This is a genomic window from Rodentibacter genomosp. 1 (assembly GCF_001999285.1).
Lineage (GTDB): Bacteria > Pseudomonadota > Gammaproteobacteria > Enterobacterales > Pasteurellaceae > Rodentibacter.
This window is the reverse complement of the sequence record NZ_MLHN01000008.1, coordinates 83,679-104,570: the sequence shown is the minus strand read 5'-3', so window position 1 is coordinate 104,570 and position 20,892 is coordinate 83,679. Positions and strand designations below refer to the sequence as shown.

General features: G+C 40.8%; 22 protein-coding genes, 1 pseudogene, 1 riboswitch and 1 other annotated feature. Of the genes and pseudogenes, 10 read left to right on the top strand and 13 right to left on the bottom strand.

What is annotated here, in order from left to right; translation table 11 throughout:
• Positions 1-2: 2 nt before the first annotated feature.
• The gene (gene melB / locus BKK54_RS04635; RefSeq protein ID WP_077541960.1) at positions 3-1,382 is read right to left on the bottom strand and encodes a melibiose:sodium transporter MelB; all 1,380 of its coding nucleotides are present in this window, start codon (positions 1,380-1,382) and stop codon (positions 3-5) included.
• Positions 1,383-1,602: 220 nt separating this feature from the next.
• Between melB and melR the strand changes: the two genes are divergently transcribed.
• The 6 genes from melR to BKK54_RS04605 all read left to right on the top strand — a co-directional run bounded on the left by melR (position 1,603) and on the right by BKK54_RS04605 (position 7,907).
• Positions 1,603-2,565 (top strand): transcriptional regulator MelR, encoded by a 963-nt coding sequence (melR, locus tag BKK54_RS04630; RefSeq protein ID WP_077541959.1) that lies wholly within the window; start codon positions 1,603-1,605, stop codon positions 2,563-2,565.
• A 12-nt stretch (positions 2,566-2,577) separates the two neighbouring features.
• Positions 2,578-3,294 (top strand): DNA/RNA nuclease SfsA, encoded by a 717-nt coding sequence (gene sfsA, locus BKK54_RS04625; protein WP_077541958.1) that lies wholly within the window; start codon positions 2,578-2,580, stop codon positions 3,292-3,294.
• A gap of 221 nt (positions 3,295-3,515) precedes the next feature.
• Complete coding sequence (gene tyrS / locus BKK54_RS04620; protein WP_077541957.1) at positions 3,516-4,703, top strand: tyrosine--tRNA ligase; 1,188 nt, start codon at positions 3,516-3,518, stop codon at positions 4,701-4,703.
• 138 nt (positions 4,704-4,841) lie between these two features.
• The gene (locus BKK54_RS04615) at positions 4,842-5,768 is read left to right on the top strand and encodes an aminoimidazole riboside kinase (RefSeq protein ID WP_077541956.1); all 927 of its coding nucleotides are present in this window, start codon (positions 4,842-4,844) and stop codon (positions 5,766-5,768) included.
• Between the two features lie 65 nt (positions 5,769-5,833).
• Positions 5,834-6,445 carry a glutathione S-transferase N-terminal domain-containing protein gene (locus BKK54_RS04610; RefSeq protein WP_077541954.1) on the top strand — a complete coding sequence of 204 codons (612 nt, stop codon included), beginning with the start codon at positions 5,834-5,836 and terminating at the stop codon, positions 6,443-6,445.
• Between the two features lie 7 nt (positions 6,446-6,452).
• On the top strand, positions 6,453-7,907 hold the full coding sequence (locus BKK54_RS04605; RefSeq protein WP_077541952.1) for a glycoside hydrolase family 32 protein: 1,455 nt from the start codon (positions 6,453-6,455) through the stop codon (positions 7,905-7,907).
• A gap of 118 nt (positions 7,908-8,025) precedes the next feature.
• Here the strand turns inward: BKK54_RS04605 and BKK54_RS11620 are convergent, their stop codons facing one another.
• From BKK54_RS11620 to hisG, 12 genes and pseudogenes are all read right to left on the bottom strand, one after another.
• Positions 8,026-8,169: a hypothetical protein gene (locus tag BKK54_RS11620; protein WP_143541424.1), complete on the bottom strand. Its 144-nt coding sequence runs from the start codon at positions 8,167-8,169 to the stop codon at positions 8,026-8,028.
• Positions 8,170-8,236: 67 nt separating this feature from the next.
• The gene (gene hisIE, locus BKK54_RS04600; RefSeq protein ID WP_077541950.1) at positions 8,237-8,878 is read right to left on the bottom strand and encodes a bifunctional phosphoribosyl-AMP cyclohydrolase/phosphoribosyl-ATP diphosphatase HisIE; all 642 of its coding nucleotides are present in this window, start codon (positions 8,876-8,878) and stop codon (positions 8,237-8,239) included.
• Positions 8,862-9,371: a DUF2726 domain-containing protein gene (locus tag BKK54_RS04595; RefSeq protein ID WP_158074614.1), complete on the bottom strand. Its 510-nt coding sequence runs from the start codon at positions 9,369-9,371 to the stop codon at positions 8,862-8,864. Before BKK54_RS04595 ends, hisIE begins: the two co-directional genes overlap by 17 nt.
• Positions 9,372-9,452: 81 nt before the next feature.
• Positions 9,453-10,226, bottom strand: a complete 774-nt coding sequence (gene hisF, locus BKK54_RS04590; protein ID WP_077541948.1) for an imidazole glycerol phosphate synthase subunit HisF — start codon at positions 10,224-10,226, stop codon at positions 9,453-9,455.
• Positions 10,208-10,957 carry a 1-(5-phosphoribosyl)-5-[(5-phosphoribosylamino)methylideneamino]imidazole-4-carboxamide isomerase gene (gene hisA / locus BKK54_RS04585; RefSeq protein ID WP_077541946.1) on the bottom strand — a complete coding sequence of 250 codons (750 nt, stop codon included), beginning with the start codon at positions 10,955-10,957 and terminating at the stop codon, positions 10,208-10,210. The genes hisF and hisA overlap by 19 nt, the downstream gene beginning before the upstream one ends.
• A gap of 71 nt (positions 10,958-11,028) precedes the next feature.
• A pseudogene (locus BKK54_RS04580) lies at positions 11,029-11,472 on the bottom strand (transposase).
• Between the two features lie 121 nt (positions 11,473-11,593).
• Positions 11,594-12,184, bottom strand: a complete 591-nt coding sequence (gene hisH, locus BKK54_RS04575; RefSeq protein ID WP_077541944.1) for an imidazole glycerol phosphate synthase subunit HisH — start codon at positions 12,182-12,184, stop codon at positions 11,594-11,596.
• Positions 12,185-12,221: 37 nt separating this feature from the next.
• Positions 12,222-13,067: a DUF817 domain-containing protein gene (locus tag BKK54_RS04570; RefSeq protein WP_077541942.1), complete on the bottom strand. Its 846-nt coding sequence runs from the start codon at positions 13,065-13,067 to the stop codon at positions 12,222-12,224.
• Positions 13,068-13,091: 24 nt separating this feature from the next.
• Positions 13,092-14,180, bottom strand: coding sequence for a bifunctional histidinol-phosphatase/imidazoleglycerol-phosphate dehydratase HisB (gene hisB / locus BKK54_RS04565; protein WP_077541940.1), 1,089 nt, complete (start codon positions 14,178-14,180; stop codon positions 13,092-13,094).
• 204 nt (positions 14,181-14,384) lie between these two features.
• Positions 14,385-15,440, bottom strand: a complete 1,056-nt coding sequence (gene hisC, locus BKK54_RS04560) for a histidinol-phosphate transaminase (RefSeq protein ID WP_077541938.1) — start codon at positions 15,438-15,440, stop codon at positions 14,385-14,387.
• A gap of 111 nt (positions 15,441-15,551) precedes the next feature.
• The gene (gene hisD / locus BKK54_RS04555; protein ID WP_077541936.1) at positions 15,552-16,838 is read right to left on the bottom strand and encodes a histidinol dehydrogenase; all 1,287 of its coding nucleotides are present in this window, start codon (positions 16,836-16,838) and stop codon (positions 15,552-15,554) included.
• 95 nt (positions 16,839-16,933) lie between these two features.
• A complete protein-coding gene (gene hisG, locus BKK54_RS04550; RefSeq protein ID WP_077541934.1) occupies positions 16,934-17,845 on the bottom strand; it encodes an ATP phosphoribosyltransferase in 912 nt (303 codons plus the stop codon).
• Positions 17,846-17,881: 36 nt separating this feature from the next.
• Positions 17,882-18,013 (bottom strand) — a sequence feature (His leader region).
• Between the two features lie 168 nt (positions 18,014-18,181).
• A riboswitch (PreQ1 riboswitch) is annotated at positions 18,182-18,226 on the top strand.
• A gap of 4 nt (positions 18,227-18,230) precedes the next feature.
• Here hisG and queC point away from each other — a divergent pair.
• The 4 genes from queC to BKK54_RS04530 all read left to right on the top strand — a co-directional run bounded on the left by queC (position 18,231) and on the right by BKK54_RS04530 (position 20,839).
• Complete coding sequence (queC, locus tag BKK54_RS04545; protein ID WP_077541932.1) at positions 18,231-18,917, top strand: 7-cyano-7-deazaguanine synthase QueC; 687 nt, start codon at positions 18,231-18,233, stop codon at positions 18,915-18,917.
• Entirely contained in the window at positions 18,910-19,335 is a 426-nt protein-coding gene (gene queD, locus BKK54_RS04540; RefSeq protein WP_077541930.1) for a 6-carboxytetrahydropterin synthase QueD, read from the top strand. The genes queC and queD overlap by 8 nt, the downstream gene beginning before the upstream one ends.
• A 5-nt stretch (positions 19,336-19,340) precedes the next feature.
• Positions 19,341-19,970 (top strand): 7-carboxy-7-deazaguanine synthase QueE, encoded by a 630-nt coding sequence (locus tag BKK54_RS04535; RefSeq protein ID WP_077541928.1) that lies wholly within the window; start codon positions 19,341-19,343, stop codon positions 19,968-19,970.
• Between the two features lie 113 nt (positions 19,971-20,083).
• Positions 20,084-20,839, top strand: a complete 756-nt coding sequence (locus BKK54_RS04530) for a Nif3-like dinuclear metal center hexameric protein (protein ID WP_077541926.1) — start codon at positions 20,084-20,086, stop codon at positions 20,837-20,839.
• Positions 20,840-20,892: the final 53 nt, after the last annotated feature.

Here is a 20,892-nt window from a genome sequence, read left to right as displayed (position 1 = left end):
TGTTAATATTTTGTTTCAACTTTACGATATTTATCTAATAGGGTGATATTAACTTTTGCGAGTAAATCACCATGAAGTTTGTAATAACGAAAATAGACGAATAATTTAATGAGATAGAAGAAAATTGGTAACCCTATCATAATCACTTTCATATAAAACAAGGTTGATTCGCTTTGAGCTTCATTCGGTACATAATCAATCACTGTCAATAACACACCAATTAACAAAGCAGAAACAGCAGAGCCGGCTTTTACCACCATGGTTTGCACCGCATAGGCAATACTTTCGGAACGAATACCGAGTTTATATTCGCCGTAATCAACGGTATCCGCCACCATAATCACTTGTAATGTCCAAAACAAGGCACTACCGATTTGCATAAAAATACCGGCAAGGATAATCAAGAAAATACTGTGATAATTAGCAAGACCGGTATAAGCCAAAATAGCACAACTAATAATGGAGCTGACTGAAATGGTGATCCATAAAGTTCGACGTGAGAAAAATTTCGCCAAACGAGCGAAGAGAATGATAATAGCAAGATTCGCAATGCCGGCATAAGACATATAGTATGGGAACATTTCCTTATCGCCCACCACATAGGTGAAATAATAAATGGCGAAACCTGAAATGATATTACCCGCAATGTTGTAGCAAAGTGCCATAACAAGCAAACTTGAAAGTTGGTCATTACGTGGAATGAGTGATACCAAGGTTTTAAGCGGAACTTTCTGCTGTGATTCACTGCTTTCTATGGAATCGGAAGAATATTTTTCTTTGACATTGACCAAAGTAATAATGGTTGACGCCACAAAGAAAGCAATAATTATCAAAGTAAACATTCTAAAGCCAAAACCTTTATCATCGCCGCCTACAGCATCGACAAATGGCATACATACACCGGCCGTCACAAAACCGGCAAGGCTGGCAAAAAAACGGGGATAAGGTACAAGCGCTTCACGTTCCCGTTGATCGAGGGTGAGTGTTGGTGTGAGCGACCAAAATGGAATATCCATTAGCGTGTATGTCATTCCCCAAAAAATATAAGTTATCGCAATGTAAAGAATAAGTGCGGTACCGGAGAAATAATCCGCACAGAAAAGGGAGAAAAGTGAGATTGAGTTGAGAATTGTTCCAATCAAGATCCAAGGTTTAAATTTTCCCCAACGTGATCGCGTATTATTCACAATCCATCCCATAATGGGATCATTTAATGCGTCCCACACCCGAGCCACCATGAAAATACTACCTACAATGGCACCGGATACACCCAGTACATCCGTGTAGTAATACATTAAATACATATACACAATGCCAATAGCAAAATCCTTGCCATAAGCACCTAAACCAAAACTGATTTTGGTTTTCATTGACAAACTCATAATAAGCTCCTTAGTGATAACTTTTTTGATAGGCACTTATCATGGCAAAAGAAAAATAGTTTTCCTATATTGTTTTCTCATACAAAATTCCTGAAACCTCATTTTTTGAGATTTACGTATAAAAAAATGAGTTTTTAGGAAAATTCTATAAGAAAATAGGAATTAACGAAAAAATTAGCTATAATTTCAACGCTCTCCTATGGTACTTAATTGGTGATGTATGGAACATGAAGATATTGTTTTGGATTATTTTGATCCGGAAAATTCTCTTGGAAGTAAAACGACCAGTCCGCTTTCCTTACCCCTAGAAAATCAGTCACTACGGGTAAAACTCTGGCAACCACCTGTGAATATGCCGGCACATCATTGGCACGGACATATTGAAATCAATATTCCCTTTAACGGCGATATTGAATATTTTTATAACGGTTCACTCATCACAATTAAGCAAAATCATATTGCCGTATTCTGGGCATCCATTCCTCATAGCTTAGTCAATCGCAGAAACTGTACAGAAATGGCGGTGATTGACATTCCCGTTCACCAATTTCTTTCTTGGCAGCTACCGGATAAACTTGTTACCCATATTACGCATGGCGTGGTAATTCAATCTAACAGTCCTGCGCTCGCCAGTGCTTTTGAAATCACACGTTGGCAAAATGAGCTCACCAAAAATGACAATAACCGCCATCATTTAGTTTACAGTGAAGTACAGTTATTACTAAAACGTTTAGAGCTTGATGGTTGGGAACTTTTACTCAAAACCCAGTATGGAAACAACATACACAGCCATTCTTCCCGTCATACACAATATTATGTCATCCAAATGCTTAATTACATTGGTAGCCATTTCAATCAAGCCTTGACCGTTTCACAAGTAGCCGATGCTGTTGGATTAAATGCTAACTACGCCATGGGGCTATTTCAACGTGCAATGCAATTAACTATTAAGCAATACATTACAATGATGCGCATTAACCATGCTAAAGCCCTACTTAGCGATACCGATAAAACCATGCTTGATGTATCAATGACGGCAGGGTTTAATTCATTGAGCCGCTTTTATGAAAATTTCCAAAAATATACCGGATTTTCTCCGATGAATTACCGCAAAAAAATACGCGGAAATCTGTCAAATCACCGGTTCATTCAAAAAACTCATGACATTTCAACCGCACTTTAAATAAGGAATATTATGCAACTTCCAGCACTCCAATCTGCAAAACTCATTCGCCGCTACAAACGTTTCCTTGCCGATATAGAGTTACCTAATGGCGAAGTAATGACGATTCACTGTGCCAACACTGGGGCAATGACAGGCTGTGGAGAGAAAGGGGATACCGTTTGGTATTCCCATTCCGATAGTCAGACAAGAAAATATCCCCATTCATGGGAACTGACCCAACTGGCTAACGGACAACTATGCTGTATTAACACCCATCGCTCTAATCAACTGGTATTTGAAGCATTACAAAATAAACAAATTAAAGAGTTACCGATGTACGATGAATTTTATCCTGAAGTCAAATACGGGGAAGAAAATAGCCGTATTGATTTCTTACTCAAAGGCGAAGGTCTGCCCGATTGCTATGTAGAAGTGAAATCTATCACATTAGTGAAAGGCAGCCTTGGAATGTTCCCCGATGCCGTTACGACCCGAGGGCAAAAACACGTACGAGAATTATTGGCAATGAAAAAACAAGGACATCGTGCCGTAGTACTGTTTGCCGGTCTGCATAATGGATTTGATCGTTTTAAAATCGCTGAATATATCGATCCCGAGTATGATAAATTGTTAAAAGATGCGATAGAACAAGGCGTAGAAGCTTATGCTTACGCCGGTGAATTTAAAATTTCAGGGGGGATTCCTACCGCACTTTCATTGACAGAATCTGTGCCTTATATGAAATAATAAAATTTGATAATTATTTTCATTTAGTTATTGACAACATTATTGATAACAATTATCATCTAATCATTCCAATAACAACAAGCTGGTTTCATAAAAAACACTCAGCGATAATCACTCCAACATTCCCGCCTATTTCCCCACAAATAGGCTTTTTTTTTATTCACAAATCTTTTAGATTCCCTATAATAAAGCACTTCAAAATGATAATTAGGAAATAAACAATGACTGATATTAATACTGTTCTCTCAGAGCTTAAACGTGGCACTGATGAAATTCTTTCTGAAGCAGATTTAATTGAAAAACTCAAAGAAAATCGTCCGTTAAAAGTAAAATTAGGTGCCGATCCTACTGCACCGGATATTCACTTAGGGCATACCGTTGTGCTCAATAAACTACGCCAATTTCAACAATTCGGTCACGATGTTTATTTCTTAATCGGTGATTTTACCGGTATGGTGGGCGATCCTTCTGGAAAAAACACTACCCGCCCTCCCCTTAGTCGTGAAGATGTATTACGCAATGCGGAAACCTATAAAGAACAAATTTTCAAAATTCTTGATCCACAAAAAACCAAAATCGTTTTCAATTCCGAATGGTTGGGTCAATTAGGTACGGAAGGGATGATTCGCCTTGCGAGCAATTACACCGTTGCCCGTATGCTTGAGCGTGATGATTTCAAAAAACGCTTTACCAATAACCAACCCATTGCGATTCATGAATTTATTTATCCCCTATTACAGGGGCATGATTCCGTGGCTCTTGATGCCGATGTGGAACTTGGCGGTACGGATCAAAAATTCAATTTATTAGTGGGTCGTGAATTACAAAAATCAGCCGGTAAAAAACCGCAAGTGGCTATCACCATGCCGTTACTTGTGGGCTTAGACGGAGAGAAAAAAATGTCAAAATCCCTTGGAAACTATATCGGTGTGACAGATGTGCCAAATGATATGTTCGGCAAAGTCATGTCTATTTCCGATGAGTTAATGTGGGATTGGTACAATTTGCTTTCATTCCGTCCATTAACTGAAATTGAGCAATTAAAAGTCGATGTGAAAAATGGCAAAAATCCTCGTGATGTGAAAATTTTACTGGCGAAAGAATTAATTGCCCGTTTCCACGATGAAGCAGCGGCCAATGCGGCAGAACAAGAATTTATCAACCGTTTCCAAAAAGGCGCAATGCCGGATGAAATGCCTGAATTTACCTTTAATGCTGAAATAGGTTTAGCGACATTATTAAAAGAAGCAGGTTTAGTACCCTCCACTTCTGAAGCGATTCGTTCTGCACAGCAAGGTGGCGTAAAAATCAATGGTGAAAAAATTGATAATGTCAAAGAAAACGCGCCAACAGGCACAAATGTTTACCAAGTGGGTAAACGAAAATTTGCACGTGTAACAGTAGAATAATCAAAACACAGCAAAACTGACCGCGCTTGGCTTAAAAGTGCGGTTATTTTTTAAGATAAATTATATGAGTAAGTGCTGAAAAATCCATTTCCTATCCAATGGATAATAAGAGGCGCTTCATTAGAAAGAGGAAATACGATGAGTCAAAAAATTTGGGTAACCGGTGATGCCGTGGTGGACCTCATTCCTGACGGCGAAAATCATTACTTACGTTGTGCAGGCGGTGCACCGGCAAATGTTGCGGTGGGCGTTGCTCGTTTAGGGAGCGAAAGTGCTTTTATTGGTCGAGTAGGAAAAGATCCCCTCGGGCAATTTATGCAAGATACCTTAAACGCTGAAAATGTAGATACCACACATATGATTCTAGATCCACAACACCGCACCTCAACTGTGGTGGTCGGATTGGATAATGGTGAACGCAGTTTCACGTTTATGGTCAATCCAAGTGCAGATCAATTCTTACAAACAACCGATTTGCCTCCTTTTCAAAGTGGTGAATGGCTACACTGTTGTTCTATCGCCTTGATTAATAATCCCTCTCGTGAGGCGACCTTTGAAGCAATCCGCCGCATTAAAGTGGCGGGCGGGTTCTTCTCTTTCGATCCCAATTTACGAGAATCTTTATGGTCTAGCCTAGAGGAAATGAAAAGAGTTGTGATGGATGCCGTGGCGTTAGCAGATGTATTAAAATTCTCCGAAGAAGAGCTTACACTTTTAACCGATAGCGACAGCCTTGATAAAGCCTTTGAAAAAATCACCGCACTTTATCCAGAAAAACTCATTATCGTCACCCTAGGAAAAGACGGGGCTTTATACCATCTTGCCGGAAAAAAAGATGTCGTTGTGGGCAAAGCGTTAAAACCCGTTGATACCACCGGAGCGGGCGATGCCTTTGTCGGCGGATTATTAGCCGGTCTTTCTCAACACCCAAATTGGAAAGACAATGATGTGTTGGTGAAAATTATACGACAAGCGAATGCTTGCGGCGCATTGGCAACAACAGCAAAAGGTGCAATGTCTGCTTTGCCAAATAAATCACAATTGGCTGAATTTTTGGCAAATTAATCCAAAGTGTGTGAATTTATTTCACACACCTTTCCATTAAGTGCGGTCATAAATGAAGGTATTTTATGAAACTATGGTATTCCGATTCCAGCCCCTATGCTCGAAAAGTACGCAGTGTCATTTCTTATCACCAATTACAAAATCAAATTGAATTATTACAAGCAACAAGTGGAATGGATAAACATTCCCCACATAACCAAGCCAACCCTCTTGGGCGTTTACCTGCACTTCAAATGGCAAATGGTGAATGGTTATATAACAGTTCGCTAATTGCAGAATATCTCGATCATTTAGGTTCACAACCTTCACTTTATGACGAAGGGGAGCAACGTTGGCAAATTCTTTGCTTACATTATTTAGCCGATGGGATTTTAGAAAATGAAATATCCGTTATACCGGAAAAACGCCTACGCCCTCAGTCTGAATGGTGGCTAGAACGCCATCAACAAATTTTCCAACGAACGGAACAAAGTCTCATCGCGATTCAAAAATCCATTGATTTATTCGGTGAAGCGCTCAATATCGGTACGCTCAATGCAGTCTGTGCGATTGATTTTCTACTCTTCCGTAATGATTGGACCTACGCCACAAAACATTCCCTTATGGGATCATTAAAATCATGGGCGGAGAAAATGAACGCTCGCTATACTTGTTTAAATGAAACTTACCCAAAATAGGACAACAATGATTATTTTCAATAACGGCAAATACAAAAGTATTCTTGCAGCAGAACAAGGTGAACTTGATACGATACGTAAAACAGTCGAGAGTGATAAATATTTCTACCCGACTTATCATCTTGCGCCCCCCACCGGACTGCTAAACGATCCGAATGGACTTATTTTTGATGGCGAAAAATATCACCTTTTTTATCAATGGTTTCCTTTCGATGCCATACATGGTATGAAACATTGGAAACATTTCATCACCCATGATTTCCAAACTTACCAAACCGCCGATAATTTAATTCCTTGTGAATTATTTGAATCCCATGGTTGTTATTCCGGCGGTGCATTAAAAGTCGGCGATAAATTAGCCATGTTCTACACCGGCAATACTCGCCGCACAACGGATAATCAACGTGTGCCTTATCAAAATCTAGCAATTTTTGATTTATATGGCAGATTACTTAGCAAACGCCCATTAATCGAATGGGCCCCAAAAGGTTATACAGAACATGTACGCGATCCCAAACCTTATTTAACAAAAGAAGGGAAAATTCGTTTTGTTTGTGGTGCACAACGGGAAAATCTTACCGGTACAGCAATTATTTTTGAAATGGATCACTTAGACGATACACCACGCTTAATTGGTGAACTGTCTATTCCAGCCTTTAATAATCACAATGTATTTATGTGGGAATGTCCGGACTTACTAAAATTAGCGGATAAAGATATTTTTATTTGGTCGCCACAAGGTAAAGATCGTGAAGACTATCAATTCCAAAATAACTATCATGCGACTTATGCAATGGGGCAATTAACAGGCAATGTACTAGAAGCTGAACATATCGCTGAACTCGATCAAGGTTTTGATTTCTATGCCCCTCAAACCTTTGCCGGTTTAGAAAATAAAGCAAATACCATCATGTTTGGCTGGATTGGCTTACCGGATTTAACTTACCCAACAGATAAATTCAAATGGCATTCTGCTCTCACCCTGCCACGAGAAGTGCGTATTGAAAATAATCGCTTATATCAACGTCCTATTGCTAAAATTTATGAAAATATGACCGCACTTTCCACACAATCCCTGCAAGAAAAAACCAGGATTGAACATTTAGATCGTACCTATTTAAAATTTGATGCAGAAAATCAGCCGTTCAACTTGTCTTTCTTCACCAATGAAAAAGGTGAAACACTGACCTTATCCTATGAAAATGGCTTAGTTTGTTTGGATCGCAGTCAGTCGGCACAAACGGAATTAATGAGGACATTTGGTGAGCAACGCTATTGTGAAATCCATGAACTTCGCACCGTAGAAATTTTCTTTGATCGTTCAATTGTAGAAATTTTCTTAAATGATGGTGAAAAAGCCATGACCTCAAGATTCTTTATTGAAAAGCGTGAAGATATGGTGATCGCAGATCGAGCATTAACCACTGAAATTGGTTATCCAAAACCAATTCAATATATTTAACAAAACGCTGCAATGTTGAAAATACCCGAAGGGAAAATTAACTTTTGCAAGACATAACACATCATGCCTCGTTAAAGAAAAAGTGCGGTCAATTCTGACCGCACTTTGAAAGATAGAATTAACGATTTACTCCCCAATGACGGGTGTCTTTGTCAAATTTCATACCTGAGTGAGAACCTTCCGATCCATTGAAATACACATCTTTATTCGCACAAGCTGAAATGATCAATGCACCAATAACAACGAGTAGTAATTTTTTCATAATATTTGCCTTTTTACTTCAATTAACACCGGCGTGGATTGTAACATAACGTAGATGCTTCGACAGCTTATTTATTTGAACCTTCCGGATGCAGACCAATTCCTTGATGGCGTTCTTGCAATTTTGCGATCACATCACGCCATTCCAGCTCTTGGTGGTGCAACAACACCGTTAAGTGATAAACCAAATCTGCCACTTCACTAACAAGTTCTTCAGAATCTTTCTCCATTGCGGCTAAGGCTGTTTCAACCCCTTCCTCTCCAACCTTTTGGGCTATTTTTTTCGTGCCTTTAGCATGAAGTTTTGCCGTATAAGAATGCTCAGGATCTGCAGTTTTTCGTGCTAAAAGATCACGTTCTAATTTTGCAAACCATGTCCAATTTTCAACAGCTTGCTTTTCAAACCGATGAAAACAACTCTCCTCGCCCGTATGGCAAGTTGCCCCGACCGGATTTACCAAAATAAGCAAAGTATCATTATCACAATCAAGGCTCATATCTACCACATTGAGAAAATTGCCTGAGGTTTCCCCCTTCGTCCATAATCGTTGCTTAGTGCGTGAATAAAAAGTTACCCGCTTTTCATTTAAGGTTTTTTCTAAGGCTTCAGGGTTCATATAACCGAGCATTAATACTTCGTTTGTATAAACGTGCTGAATAATAACAGGGAGTAAATCATTAATTTTCTGCCAGTTAATTATATTTTTCATTTTTTATCTCTAAATATTTTTTTAATTGATTCGCAATAATTTCAATATAAATCTGATCATAGTGAGCGGGTATATCAAGATAATTAACCCCAGCTTGCCTACAGGCCTCTTTCTTAATTGCGTCACGTTCCACTGCATTTTCTTGAAAATGTCCCCTACCTTGATATTCAATCACAATAAGAGGTTTACCCTGACGATCAATAATTAAAAAATCAACCCGTTTACTATTGATCAAACTAAAATGTTTATCATTTTCACAGCCTAAAAATTCACCCATTGAGACCTGAGAAAACAATCTAAAACCGTAAGGCTTAAATCGCTGATTCAATAAATTATTCACTTGTTGAAATAACTTATATTCCGATCTATTCATTAGAGGTTTTGTGAAAAAATTAGCACTTGAAATTAACGATAAACTATTTTTTGAATCAGGATATTTATATTTTCTATCCCTTATTTTAATGAATCTCAACACAGTGATCATAATCAACATAACCACTAATAGAATAATTTCTAATTCAAATAGCCTATTCAATTGTCCCCCTGCTCTAAATTTCTGAAAAAGTCACATAAATCAGGTTCTCACTGAGATGCCTTCAGCCGCAAGATAACATTTTAGCTCCTCGAGCTGAATAATTTGCTTATGAAACACGCTTGCCGCCAACGCACCGTCCACGTTTGCTTCAATAAATGCCTCACAGAAATGAGACATTTCCCCTGCACCGCCAGAGGCAATTAAAGGCACCTTACAAACCGACCGTACTTTTTTAAGCTGTTCTAGATCGTAACCCTTTCTTACGCCATCTTGGTTCATCATATTCAGCACAATTTCGCCAGCCCCATATTTTTGCACTTCTTGCACCCAATCAAGGAGTTGCCAGTTGGTTTGACGAGTACGCTTTTCATCGCCAGTGTATTGATTAACCCAGTATTTGCCGCTCTTTGCTTCAAACCAACTATCGATCCCCACTACGATCGCCTGCACCCCAAAGCGATCCGCCAATCTGGAAATCAGAGCAGGATCGGCAAGTGCGGGGGAATTGATTGAGATTTTATCTGCCCCAAAGGCAAACAGTTTTTCAGCATCTTCTACTTTCTTGATACCACCTGCCACACAAAACGGAATATCAATCACTTGGGCGACACGCTCCACCCAGCTTTTATCCACTGTACGACCATCTGATGAAGCCGTAATGTCATAAAACACCAGCTCGTCTGCCCCTTCTTCCGCATAACGTTGTGCAAGCGGTACGATGTCGCCGATAATTTCGTGGTTGCGGAATTGCACGCCTTTTACTACCTGCCCATCTTTCACATCTAAACAAGGAATTATCCGTTTTGCCAACATTGAATAGCCTCCTCTAGATTAACTTTTCCTTCCAATAAGGCTCGCCCGACAATCACGCCTGCTACGCCTGTACCTTTTAACGCCTCAATATCGGAAAGCGATCCGATCCCACCTGAAGATTGAAATTGAATCTCGGGGAAAGCTGCACAAATTTCACGGTAAAGGGAAACGTTTGAACCGGTAAGCGTACCGTCTCGTGAAATATCGGTGCATAACACGTGTTGTAAACCAACCGCTTGGTATTCTTCGATCAATTCTTCAAGGGATACTCCGCTGGTCTCTTGCCAACCGCTAATCGCAATGATTTTCTGACCGCTTGCATCAATATTAATATCTAAAGCAAGGACGAATTTATCCGCCCCATATCGCTCAAACCAACCTTTTACCATTGCACGATCTTTCACTGCCGTTGAGCCAATCACGACACGATTTGCGCCGACTGCCAATAAATCTGCCACATCTTGCTCTGAGCGAATACCGCCACCAACTTGGATTGGGCATTGGACTTGCGCGATAATTTCACCAATCAGCTTAGTTTGGCGTTGAGCCGGGTCTTTCGCCCCTGTTAAATCCACCAAATGAAGCTGTTTTGCCCCCTGACGCACGTAATCCTGAAATTGTGCCACGGGATTATCGCTATACAAGGTTTTTTGGGCGTAATCCCCCTGATATAACCGCACCACCTGACCATCAATTAAGTCAAGGGCGGGGATAATGTATGAGGTTTGCATATGTTCTCCTACTATATACCTAGGGTAATAAATTCCCCTCGGTTAAACATTATTCTGCTCTTTTAGGACAGTTATACGTTGTCTTCAAAAAATGTAGAATCAAATTTGATTACTTCATTCTGAAATAAACTAATCATCTCATTTCTAAAATCAGTGGTTTGGTGATGCACTTTTTGATTTTTTATATAATTGATGATCTTTTCTTTCTCTAATTCACCATAACTTAACGCATAATATCCCACAGATCATTCTGTAAAATGAGGAAATAAATCTTTAAATAAATGCGTTGCTTTCTTTAATTTACGCACAAATTCAGCAACAGAAACCGTTTGATGTAATTGCACAAATAAATGAAGATGATCAGGCATTACGTTAATTCTATATAAAATAGACCGATGATTTTTTATAAATCCCAAAATATAACGATACAGAATTTGCTCATTTTCTTCATTAATCTCATAAATCCCATATTTTGTCCGAAAAATAATATGGTAAAACAAACATGTATAACTCATTTTTTCTCTCTAATTACCACCCTAACAGGATAGAATTATGCTTAACCTAGGGTAACTAGTTACCCTAGGAGGAAAAAACGTGCAACTACACCATTCCAACTTTTCGAGCCAGATCACAAAACTAGATTTTTTCCACAAAATTCCGTAACAACAACGCCCCATTCTTACCCGAGCGTTCAGGGTGGAATTGCACACCGTAAAAATTGCCTTTGGCAATGGCTGCAGAAAAATCTACACCATAATGACAGGTGGCGATGGTGTTATCATTCGGGCTAACCGCATAGCTATGCACAAAATAGAAATGGCTATTTTGCTCAATGCCGTCAAACAGTGGGCAACCTTCTACATAACGCACATTATTCCAGCCCATATGGGGCAACGGCAAACCTGTATCAGGGATTAACACCGTTTGGCTTGGCATTAGGTTCAGGGTATTCACCTTACCTTCTTCGGAAAAAGCGGTCATTAGCTGCATACCCAAGCAAATGCCCAACACGGGTTGAGTGAGATTTCGGATCACCTCAATCAACCCTCGCTCCTGTAAGTTTTTCATTGCGGCCACTGCCGTTCCTACCCCGGGCAGAATCAGCTTATCGGCAGCTTTAATTTTATTGAGATCACTTGTGATCTCAGCCACATAGCCCAATCGGTCAAAAGCGAATTTGACGGAAGAAAGATTGGCACAAGCTGTGTCGATGATGACTAATTTCATTATATTATTCCTTGCTATTCTTACTATTTTATGGGTATCAATCCCTAGAAACCTGAATAGTTTGTTTAATATGTTTTAAATTTGCCACAATGGTAAACGTCATTACAATCAGTAATGACCAAGCCCCCCATTTACCTAAATGTACGGTCGTCCAAGCTCCCATTTGGTTAGGATATTGCCAAATACCGATAAATGTTCCGATATTCTCTGCCAACCAAATAAAAAAGCCGATTAACGCAAAAGCAAGCAATAGTGACATACGACGTTTGCGGTCGTAAGGGGTAAAATAAACATAAGTACGTGCATATAACCCCATTGCAAAAGCAGCTAAATACCATCGATAATCGCCAATATAATGGTGCGTAAAAAAGTTGAGATAAATCAACACAGCCACTAAAGCTGAAAGCCTATAAGGCGGATGGCTTTTGACTTTCAAATCAAACAATCGCCACGCTTGGATAATGTAGCTACCAACAGCGGCATACATAAACCCCGTGAATAAAGGTACACCACCAATTTTGGTATAGGCAAAATCAGGATAAGTCCAAGACTGAATACTGCTTGATGTTTTAAAGTATTCTAGGGCAAATCCAACTAGGTGAAATAGTGTGATTGATTTTATTTCATCTAAAGTTTCCAATTTTGTCCAAAACATTACCGCTTGTACTAAGATGGCAAAAATTAGTAAAACATCGTAACGGGGAATACCCCATAACCCTGTTTTCGGTATTGCAAACATCACGATAAAAAATAGCCCAGCAAAAAGACAAGCTCTCGCTTCTTTTAACCCGAAAAACCAAAATTCCACCATAAAGCGTTTTATCCCTAGAAGTTCAGGATTAAGTGGATGATGTACAAGCCAATAATCTAGTTTATTTAGCATTTTATGATATTTCCAGAACTACTATTAAAGAATACCCTTACTACTCGGCAACTCCTCCCCCTCAATCCTAATCGCCTGTCTTAAGGTTCTCCCAAACACTTTAAACAAACTTTCGATTTTGTGGTGGTCGTTATCGCCTTTGGCTTTGATGTGTAGGGTGGCAAGCATGGTGAAAGCGATAGATTGGAAAAAATGTTCGGTCAATTCGGTGCTAAAATCGCCAACTTTATCCCGTTTAAATTCTGCTTTGAATTTAATAAACGGGCGACCCGATAAATCCAACGCACATTGGGCTTTACATTCGTCCATTGGCAGTACAAAACCAAAGCGGGCAATACCTCGTTTGTCACCAATGGCTTGTTTTAACGCTGTGCCGAGTGCCAGTGCCGTATCTTCTACAGTGTGATGTTCGTCAATCCACAAATCGCCTTTGCAAGAAATGTTCATACGGAAACCGCCGTGGGTGGCGATTTGGTCAAGCATATGGTCGAAAAAGCCCACGCCAGTGCGGATTTCGTTCACACCTGTTTCGTCCAGCCACACTTGCACTTTGATGTCCGTTTCTTTGGTTTTGCGTTCAACCATCGCATAGCGTGGCAGGCGGTCGCCAATATTCGTTACCGCTTCGCCTAACAATTTTTCCGTAATCAGATCCCAGTTCAGTTTTTCTGGGTGATATTGCAACGCTCGAATCCCCAGATTTTCGGCTAATTGTACATCGGTGGCACGGTCGCCAATCACAAAAGAGCGGTCAGGATCGAATAAATTTCTGTCGATATATTTTTGCAACAGTTTGGTTTTCGGCTTGCGGCACGCACACTGATCTTCGGGCTTGTGCGGGCAAATCAGCACTTCATCAAATTCAATCCCTTGCGAGCTAAACAACGCCATCATTGCATTGTGCGGCTTGTCAAAATCTGCTTGTGGGAAAGATGCCGTCCCCAAGCCATCTTGATTACTCACCATCACCAAGCGGTAGCGTTTTTGCAGTTTTAGCAATGCTGGTATCACGTTCGGTTCAAATTTGAGTTTTTCCAAGCTGTCGATTTGGAAATCGGTTTTCGGTTCATCAATCAATGTGCCATCACGGTCGATAAAAAGGGTAGGTTGCATCATTTTTTCCTTATATGTTTTGCTGTGGTTATCAATCCTCTCACCCGCTTGCGGGGGAGAGACAGACGGAAATTGCGTTCGGCAATTTTCGTCAGAGAGAGGGGAAGTGCGGTCATTTTTTACAGAGATTTTATCATTCCCCTCTCCCTCCGAAATCCTACGGATTTCTCCTCCCTCTCCCGCAAGCGGGCGAGGGGATCGGTATCATTTTATTGTTTCAATCGCCTCCAATACCTTATCATTCTCCTCTTTCGTCCCCACAGTAATCCTCACACAATCTTTTAAATTCAATGCTTTATGCTGATCTCTTAGAATAATCCCCTGTTCCCAAAGTGAGCGAAATACTTTTTGCCCGTCTTTAAATTTCACCAAAAGATAGTTGGCTTCGCTAGGGTAAACCACCTCCACAAGCGGTAGGTTTTCAAGTTTTTTTTGCAAATCGGCACGATTAGTGAGAAGTTCGGCAACGCTGCGTTGCATTTGGGTTAGCCCTTGTGGTTGCAAGGCTTGAACAGCAATATCCGACACCGGCACAGGCAAGGGATAGGGCGCGATCACTTTTTGTAAGACTTGGATCAATTCCGCATTAGCAAGGGTGAAACCGCAGCGTAGCCCTGCCAAGGCAAAGGCTTTGGAAAGGGTGCGGATAATCGCCAAATGCGGATAATTTGCCAGCGCTGTCATCATTGTTGCCTCAGGGCAAAATTCGATATAGGCTTCGTCCACCACCACAATCGCACGCCCTGCAGTCATCTGCAAAAGTTCGAGCAAATCCGCCCGATTGAGCAAATTGCCCGTTGGGTTATTTGGACTGCAAACAAATACCACTTTCACACCATCTAATTGTCGTTCAATTTCCGCCAAATTCAGTTGAAAATCTGCCGTCAACGGAACGGTTTTACAGGCAATGCCACAGGTTTCGGCACTCACTGCGTACATTCCATAGGTAGGTGGGCAGTATAAAATGGCATCATCTGCTTCACAGAATGCACGGATAATCAGTTCAATGCTTTCATCACCGCCCCGACTCACCAGCACATTATCAGGCGATACGCCTGCATAGGCGGCATAGCCTTCCACTACTGCCTGCGGTTGAGGTTCGGGATAGCGGTTAAAAGTGCGGTCGGTTAAATCAAAGTTTGGCGAAATCGGGTATTCATTCGCATTTAGCCAAATATCGCCCTTTCCCCCTAATCGCCTTGCAGATTGATACGGGGTGAGTACTTGAATGTTTTTTCGGGATAAGTTATTGATGTTCATTGTGTTTACCTTATAGGAAAAATATTAATTTAATTTCTAACAGAAATCATAGAATGTAACAGGGCGATCCGCAGAAACTTTGCATTTTTACATATTGTCTTTTCGCTTCTCTTATTGATCTTTCAACTTCTCCAACCGTACTTCCACTGCTTGTCTGTGCGCCTCAAGCTGTTCAGCGCTTGCCATTGCCATCACTGTTGGAGCAAGGGCTTGGAAACCTTGTGGGGTGAGTTCTTGTACCGTCATTCGTTTGCAGAAATCCGCCAAGCCTAAGCTGGAATAAGTGCGGGTATAGCCATAGGTGGGTAGAACATGGTTTGTGCCACTCGCGTAATCGCCCATACTTTCAGGTGAGAACGCACCTAAGAAAATTGAGCCTGCGTTGTCTAGAAATGGCAATAATTCGCGAGCATTTTGCGTTTGTACGACCAAATGCTCGGGAGCATAATCATTACTGATTTCAACCGCTTGTTCTATGCTTTCCGCAATCAATATTCGACTATGAGCGAGAGCTTGGCTAGCAGTTTGTTTTCGTGGTAAGTTTGCAAGCTGTTTTTCAATAGAAAGTGCGGTCAATTTTGCTAAGGTTTCACTGTTAGTGACTAAAATCACTTGGCTATCTGCTCCATGTTCTGCTTGGGAAAGTAGGTCACTGGCGACAAAATCAGGATCAGCAAATTCATCAGCAATCACCAATACCTCTGAAGGCCCTGCGGGCATATCAATCGCCGTGCCACGTTGCATTACTTGGCGTTTGGCTTCGGTAACAAAGGCATTGCCCGGTCCGAATATTTTATCCACTTTCGCCACCGTTTCTGTGCCTTGTGCTATGGCAAAAATAGCCTGTGCACCACCTACGGCATAAATGGTTTCCACGCCACAAAGGTGAGCGGTGTAAAGAATTTCATCGGCGATCGGCGGTGGTGAACAAAGCACAATTTTTTTGCAGCCCGCAATTTTTGCCGGCACGGCAAGCATTAACACGGTGGAAAACAGTGGGGCTGAACCACCGGGGATATACAGTCCAACCCGTTCAATCGGGCGGGTCAGCACTTGGCAACGCACACCGGGCTGGGTTTCTATGTCAATTTCTTGATTTTGTTGTGCCTGATGGAAGGTTTCAATATTCGCTTTTGCCTGTTGAATGGCTTGGCAAAGTTCTGGCGAAATTCGACCGCTTGCCGCCGCAATCTCTTCCTTTGATACGGTGAGTTTTTGCAAGGTTACCTTGTCAAACTTCTCCGCCAATTCAAACAAAGCGCCATCGCCATTCTGTGCCACATTTTCACGGATAACGTCCACCGCTTGTTTAATACTTTCTCCCACTTTTTGCGCCGGGCGGGAAAGTGCGGTCATTTTTTCCGAAGTTTTTAAATTGTTCCAAATAAGTGTTTGCATCGTGTTATTCCCAAAATATTTTCTATGTTTTTTATTCCCTTCTTTGCCGTCTTTATTTCGTTACTTTCTTTAGCAACGCAAAGAAAAGTAACGTACTACGCCATCATTTTCTCAATCGGTAACACCAAAATTGAGCTTGCACCAATCGCCTTAAGTTGTTCCATGGTTTCCCAAAACAGGTTTTCTTGGCTAACCACATGCATCGCCACTTGGTTCGTATTCTGTGCTAGGGGCAAAATAGTTGGGTTTTCTACTCCCGGTAAAAGTGCGGTAATTTCTTTGAGTTTATTTTTGGGAGCGTGAAGCATAATATATTTTGATTCAGCAGCTTGTTGCACGCCTTGAATACGGGTGAGTAGTTTATCAACAAGAATTTGTTTTTCCGTTGGTAGAGATTCTGAGCGCTGAATTAAACAGGCTTTAGAGCGGTAAATCACTTCCACCTCTTTTAACCCGTTCGCTTCAAGGGTCGCCCCCGATGAGACTAAATCGCAAATTGCATTGGCAATCCCCGCACTAGGTGCAACCTCCACAGAACCATTCAGTAAGCAACTTTTAAATGGCACATTTTGTTCTGTCATATAGCGTTTAAGCAGATTCGGATAAGAGGTAGCAATACGAGTATTAGCGAGATCCTTCACGTCTTGATAATCACGGTCACGATCAATAGCGAGTGAAAGTCGGCAACCACCAAAATCAAGCTGGCGGAGTTTTTTATATTGCACAAACTCTCCCATGGCAAGACGTCCAAGTTCTTCCTCTTCAAGCACATTTTCACCGAGAATACCGAGATCGACCACACCGTCGAAAATCAATCCCGGAATATCGTCATCACGCACACGCAGAATTTCAATCGGCATATTTTCCGCATAGGCAATCAAACGCTGTTCATTCCAGTTAATTTTCACGCCACACTGTTTAAGAAGTGCGGCACAATCTTGGCTTAAGCGCCCTTTCTTTTGTAAAGCAATGCGTAAACGATTTGATGAGTAAGTTGTGTTTGTCATGTTGTTTTCCTGCTTTTTTTGTGAAGTTTAAATAAACTAAAAAACCCCTCGAAAGTTTCCTTCCGAGGGGTTTTGGTTCTGTTATGATGTTATCGCACTCGGAAGATATTTTTATATCTTCCAGCCACACAAACATGCCTGAAAGATATTCAGGTATGGTGGTGATGGCGGTAAGTGCGGTTCATTTTCATATTAAATTCCTCTTAAATCAGTTGCCTTTGAGTTTATGCTTAAAATAACACTTTATGCAAGCATTATTTTGAATATTTTTCAATTTGTGTCAAAAAATTAAGATCACTTGATAAAATTCAATACACTCTCTAAAATGCGCCACTCAAATTTGTAGTTCGCAAACCTCCTACACAAAAAAACTAGGTATATAATCATGAATATTTCAAATCCCAATCACAACCGAAAAGCAGTTGTGATCTTTTCCGGCGGGCAAGATTCCACCACCTGTTTATTTCAAGCCATAGCCGATTACGGCAAAGAAAATGTTGAAACCATCACCTTTCAATATGGTCAGCGACACGCCATTGAACTAGAAAAAGCACAGTGGATAGCTCAAGATCTTGGCATAAAACAAACCTTAGTGGATACCTCCATTATAAAAGCCATTACCCATAACGCTTTAATAGATCAACAAACTAAAATCAAACAAAAAAACAACGAACTGCCAAACACCTTTGTCGATGGTCGAAATGCCTTATTTTTACTTTATGCGGCAATTTACGCAAAGGGACAAGGGATTCAAGACATCATCACTGGGGTATGTGAAACAGACTTTAGCGGCTATCCCGATTGCCGTGATGTATTCGTCAAGTCGATGAATGTAACACTCAATCTTGCCATGGATTATCAATTCAATATTAAAACGCCTTTAATGTATCTTACTAAAGCCCAAACTTGGCAACTTGCTGATGAATTAGGTGTGTTAGATTACGTTCAACAGCATTCCCATACTTGTTATGAGGGTGTGGAAGGCGGTTGTGGCAGCTGTCCGAGTTGTGAATTGCGCAACAAAGGGTTACAACAATATTTGCGACAAAAGAGCGGTGAAAAAAATGTTTAAAATCTCCAAAGAATTCAGTTTTGATATGGCGCATTTATTAGATAATCACGATGGTAAATGCCAAAACCTGCATGGACACACTTACAAATTACAAGTGGAAATCACCGGCGACTTGCACGAAAATGGGGCGAAAAAAGCCATGGTAATGGATTTTTCCGATTTAAAAAATACCGTGAAAAAAGCCATTTTAGATCCCATGGATCACGCCTTTATTTACGATCAAACCAGTGAACGGGAAAGTAAAATCTCCGCATTATTGCAGGAATTAAATTCAAAAACCTTTGCCGTACCTTTTCGCACGACTGCTGAAGAAATGGCACGATTCATTTTCAACCGTTTGAAATATGATGAAAAACTCGCTGTTTCGGCAATTCGTTTATGGGAAACCCCAACGTCATTTTGTGAATATTCGGAGTAAGTGCGGTGGAAAAACTCACAAATTTTGACCCGCACTTTAATATTGTGGAAATTTTTGAAAGCCTGCAAGGGGAAGGCTTCAATACGGGTATGCCCAGCATTTTTGTTCGTTTTGGTAAATGTAATCTCGCCTGCCCTTGGTGCGATACGCCTTATAATCAATTTGAACGCTGGTCTGCTTCACAAATTTTGGCAAAAGTGCGGTCGTTTTCCGCGAAGAATATTATCATCACCGGTGGCGAACCCACCATTGTGCCCAAAATTGAATTGCTACTCGACCAATTCAAAGCAGACGGCTATTTTCTCGCCATTGAAACCAACGGCTTAAAAGCAATTCCGCCACAAATCGACTATATTGCCACCAGTCCAAAGCGTCTTTATATGTACAAATACGAGCAACGTTGCATTGAATCTGCCGATGAAGTACGCGTTGTAGCAGATGAAAATGTCTTACCTTTTTGTGAACTGATAGAACAAAAAATCCGTGCACAACACTATTATCTCTCCCCTTGTGAGATCGACGGCAAAATGAATTTACTGGAAACCATCACTCAGTTAGGCAAACTTAATCAGCGCACGAATAAGCCCAAATGGCAATTAAGTTTACAGACTCATAAACTAGTGGGCATTGAATAAAAAATAAGTAGTAAAACAGGGCTAGTACAATATTTCCAACAAACTTTTTGCACTAGCCATTTTTTTTTTAATTTCGTACTATACGCCATCGTTTTCCCATTTCTCTTTTATTTATGAATAATCTTGAACTTGAACAACTTCTCAACCAAACGCTCAATTCAAATCAAATTTCCGACTATGCCCCGAACGGCTTACAAGTAGAAGGCAAAACAGCCATAAAAAAAATCATCACGGGTGTAACCGCCAGCCAAGCCTTAATTGATTATGCGGTTGAACAACAAGCCGACGCCTTGCTGGTACATCACGGATATTTTTGGAAAAGCGAAAATCCTTGCATTCGAGGAATGAAAGGTAAACGAATCAAAACCTTATTAGTCAATGATATCAATTTATATGGCTATCATTTGCCATTGGACGTACATCCTGAACTTGGCAATAATGCACAACTTGCCAAACTACTCGGTATTGAAAATTTACAACCGTTAGAAAATACCCCGACAAGTATTCCCGTTTGGGGAGAATTTAACAAACCAATAACAGCAGAAGAATTTGCCGCCCGTATTGAACAAGTTCTTCAACGTAAACCGTTAATTTGTACCGAAAACGGACCGCACTTTATACGCAAAATCGGTATCTGCACAGGAGGGGGACAGGGTTACATCGACCTAGCTGCAGCACAAGGTTGTGATGCGTTTATCACCGGAGAAGTTTCCGAACAAACCATTCATTCCGCCAGAGAGCAAGGCATTCACTTTTTTGCCGCCGGTCACCACGCCACCGAACGCTACGGTATCAAGGCTCTCGGCGAATGGCTGGCAAAAGAATATGGCTTTGATGTGGAGTTTAAGGATATTGATAATCCGGCGTAATATACTGGTTCAACCAAAAGCCGCTTCATTGCTCAAAATAGGCAAAACAGGTA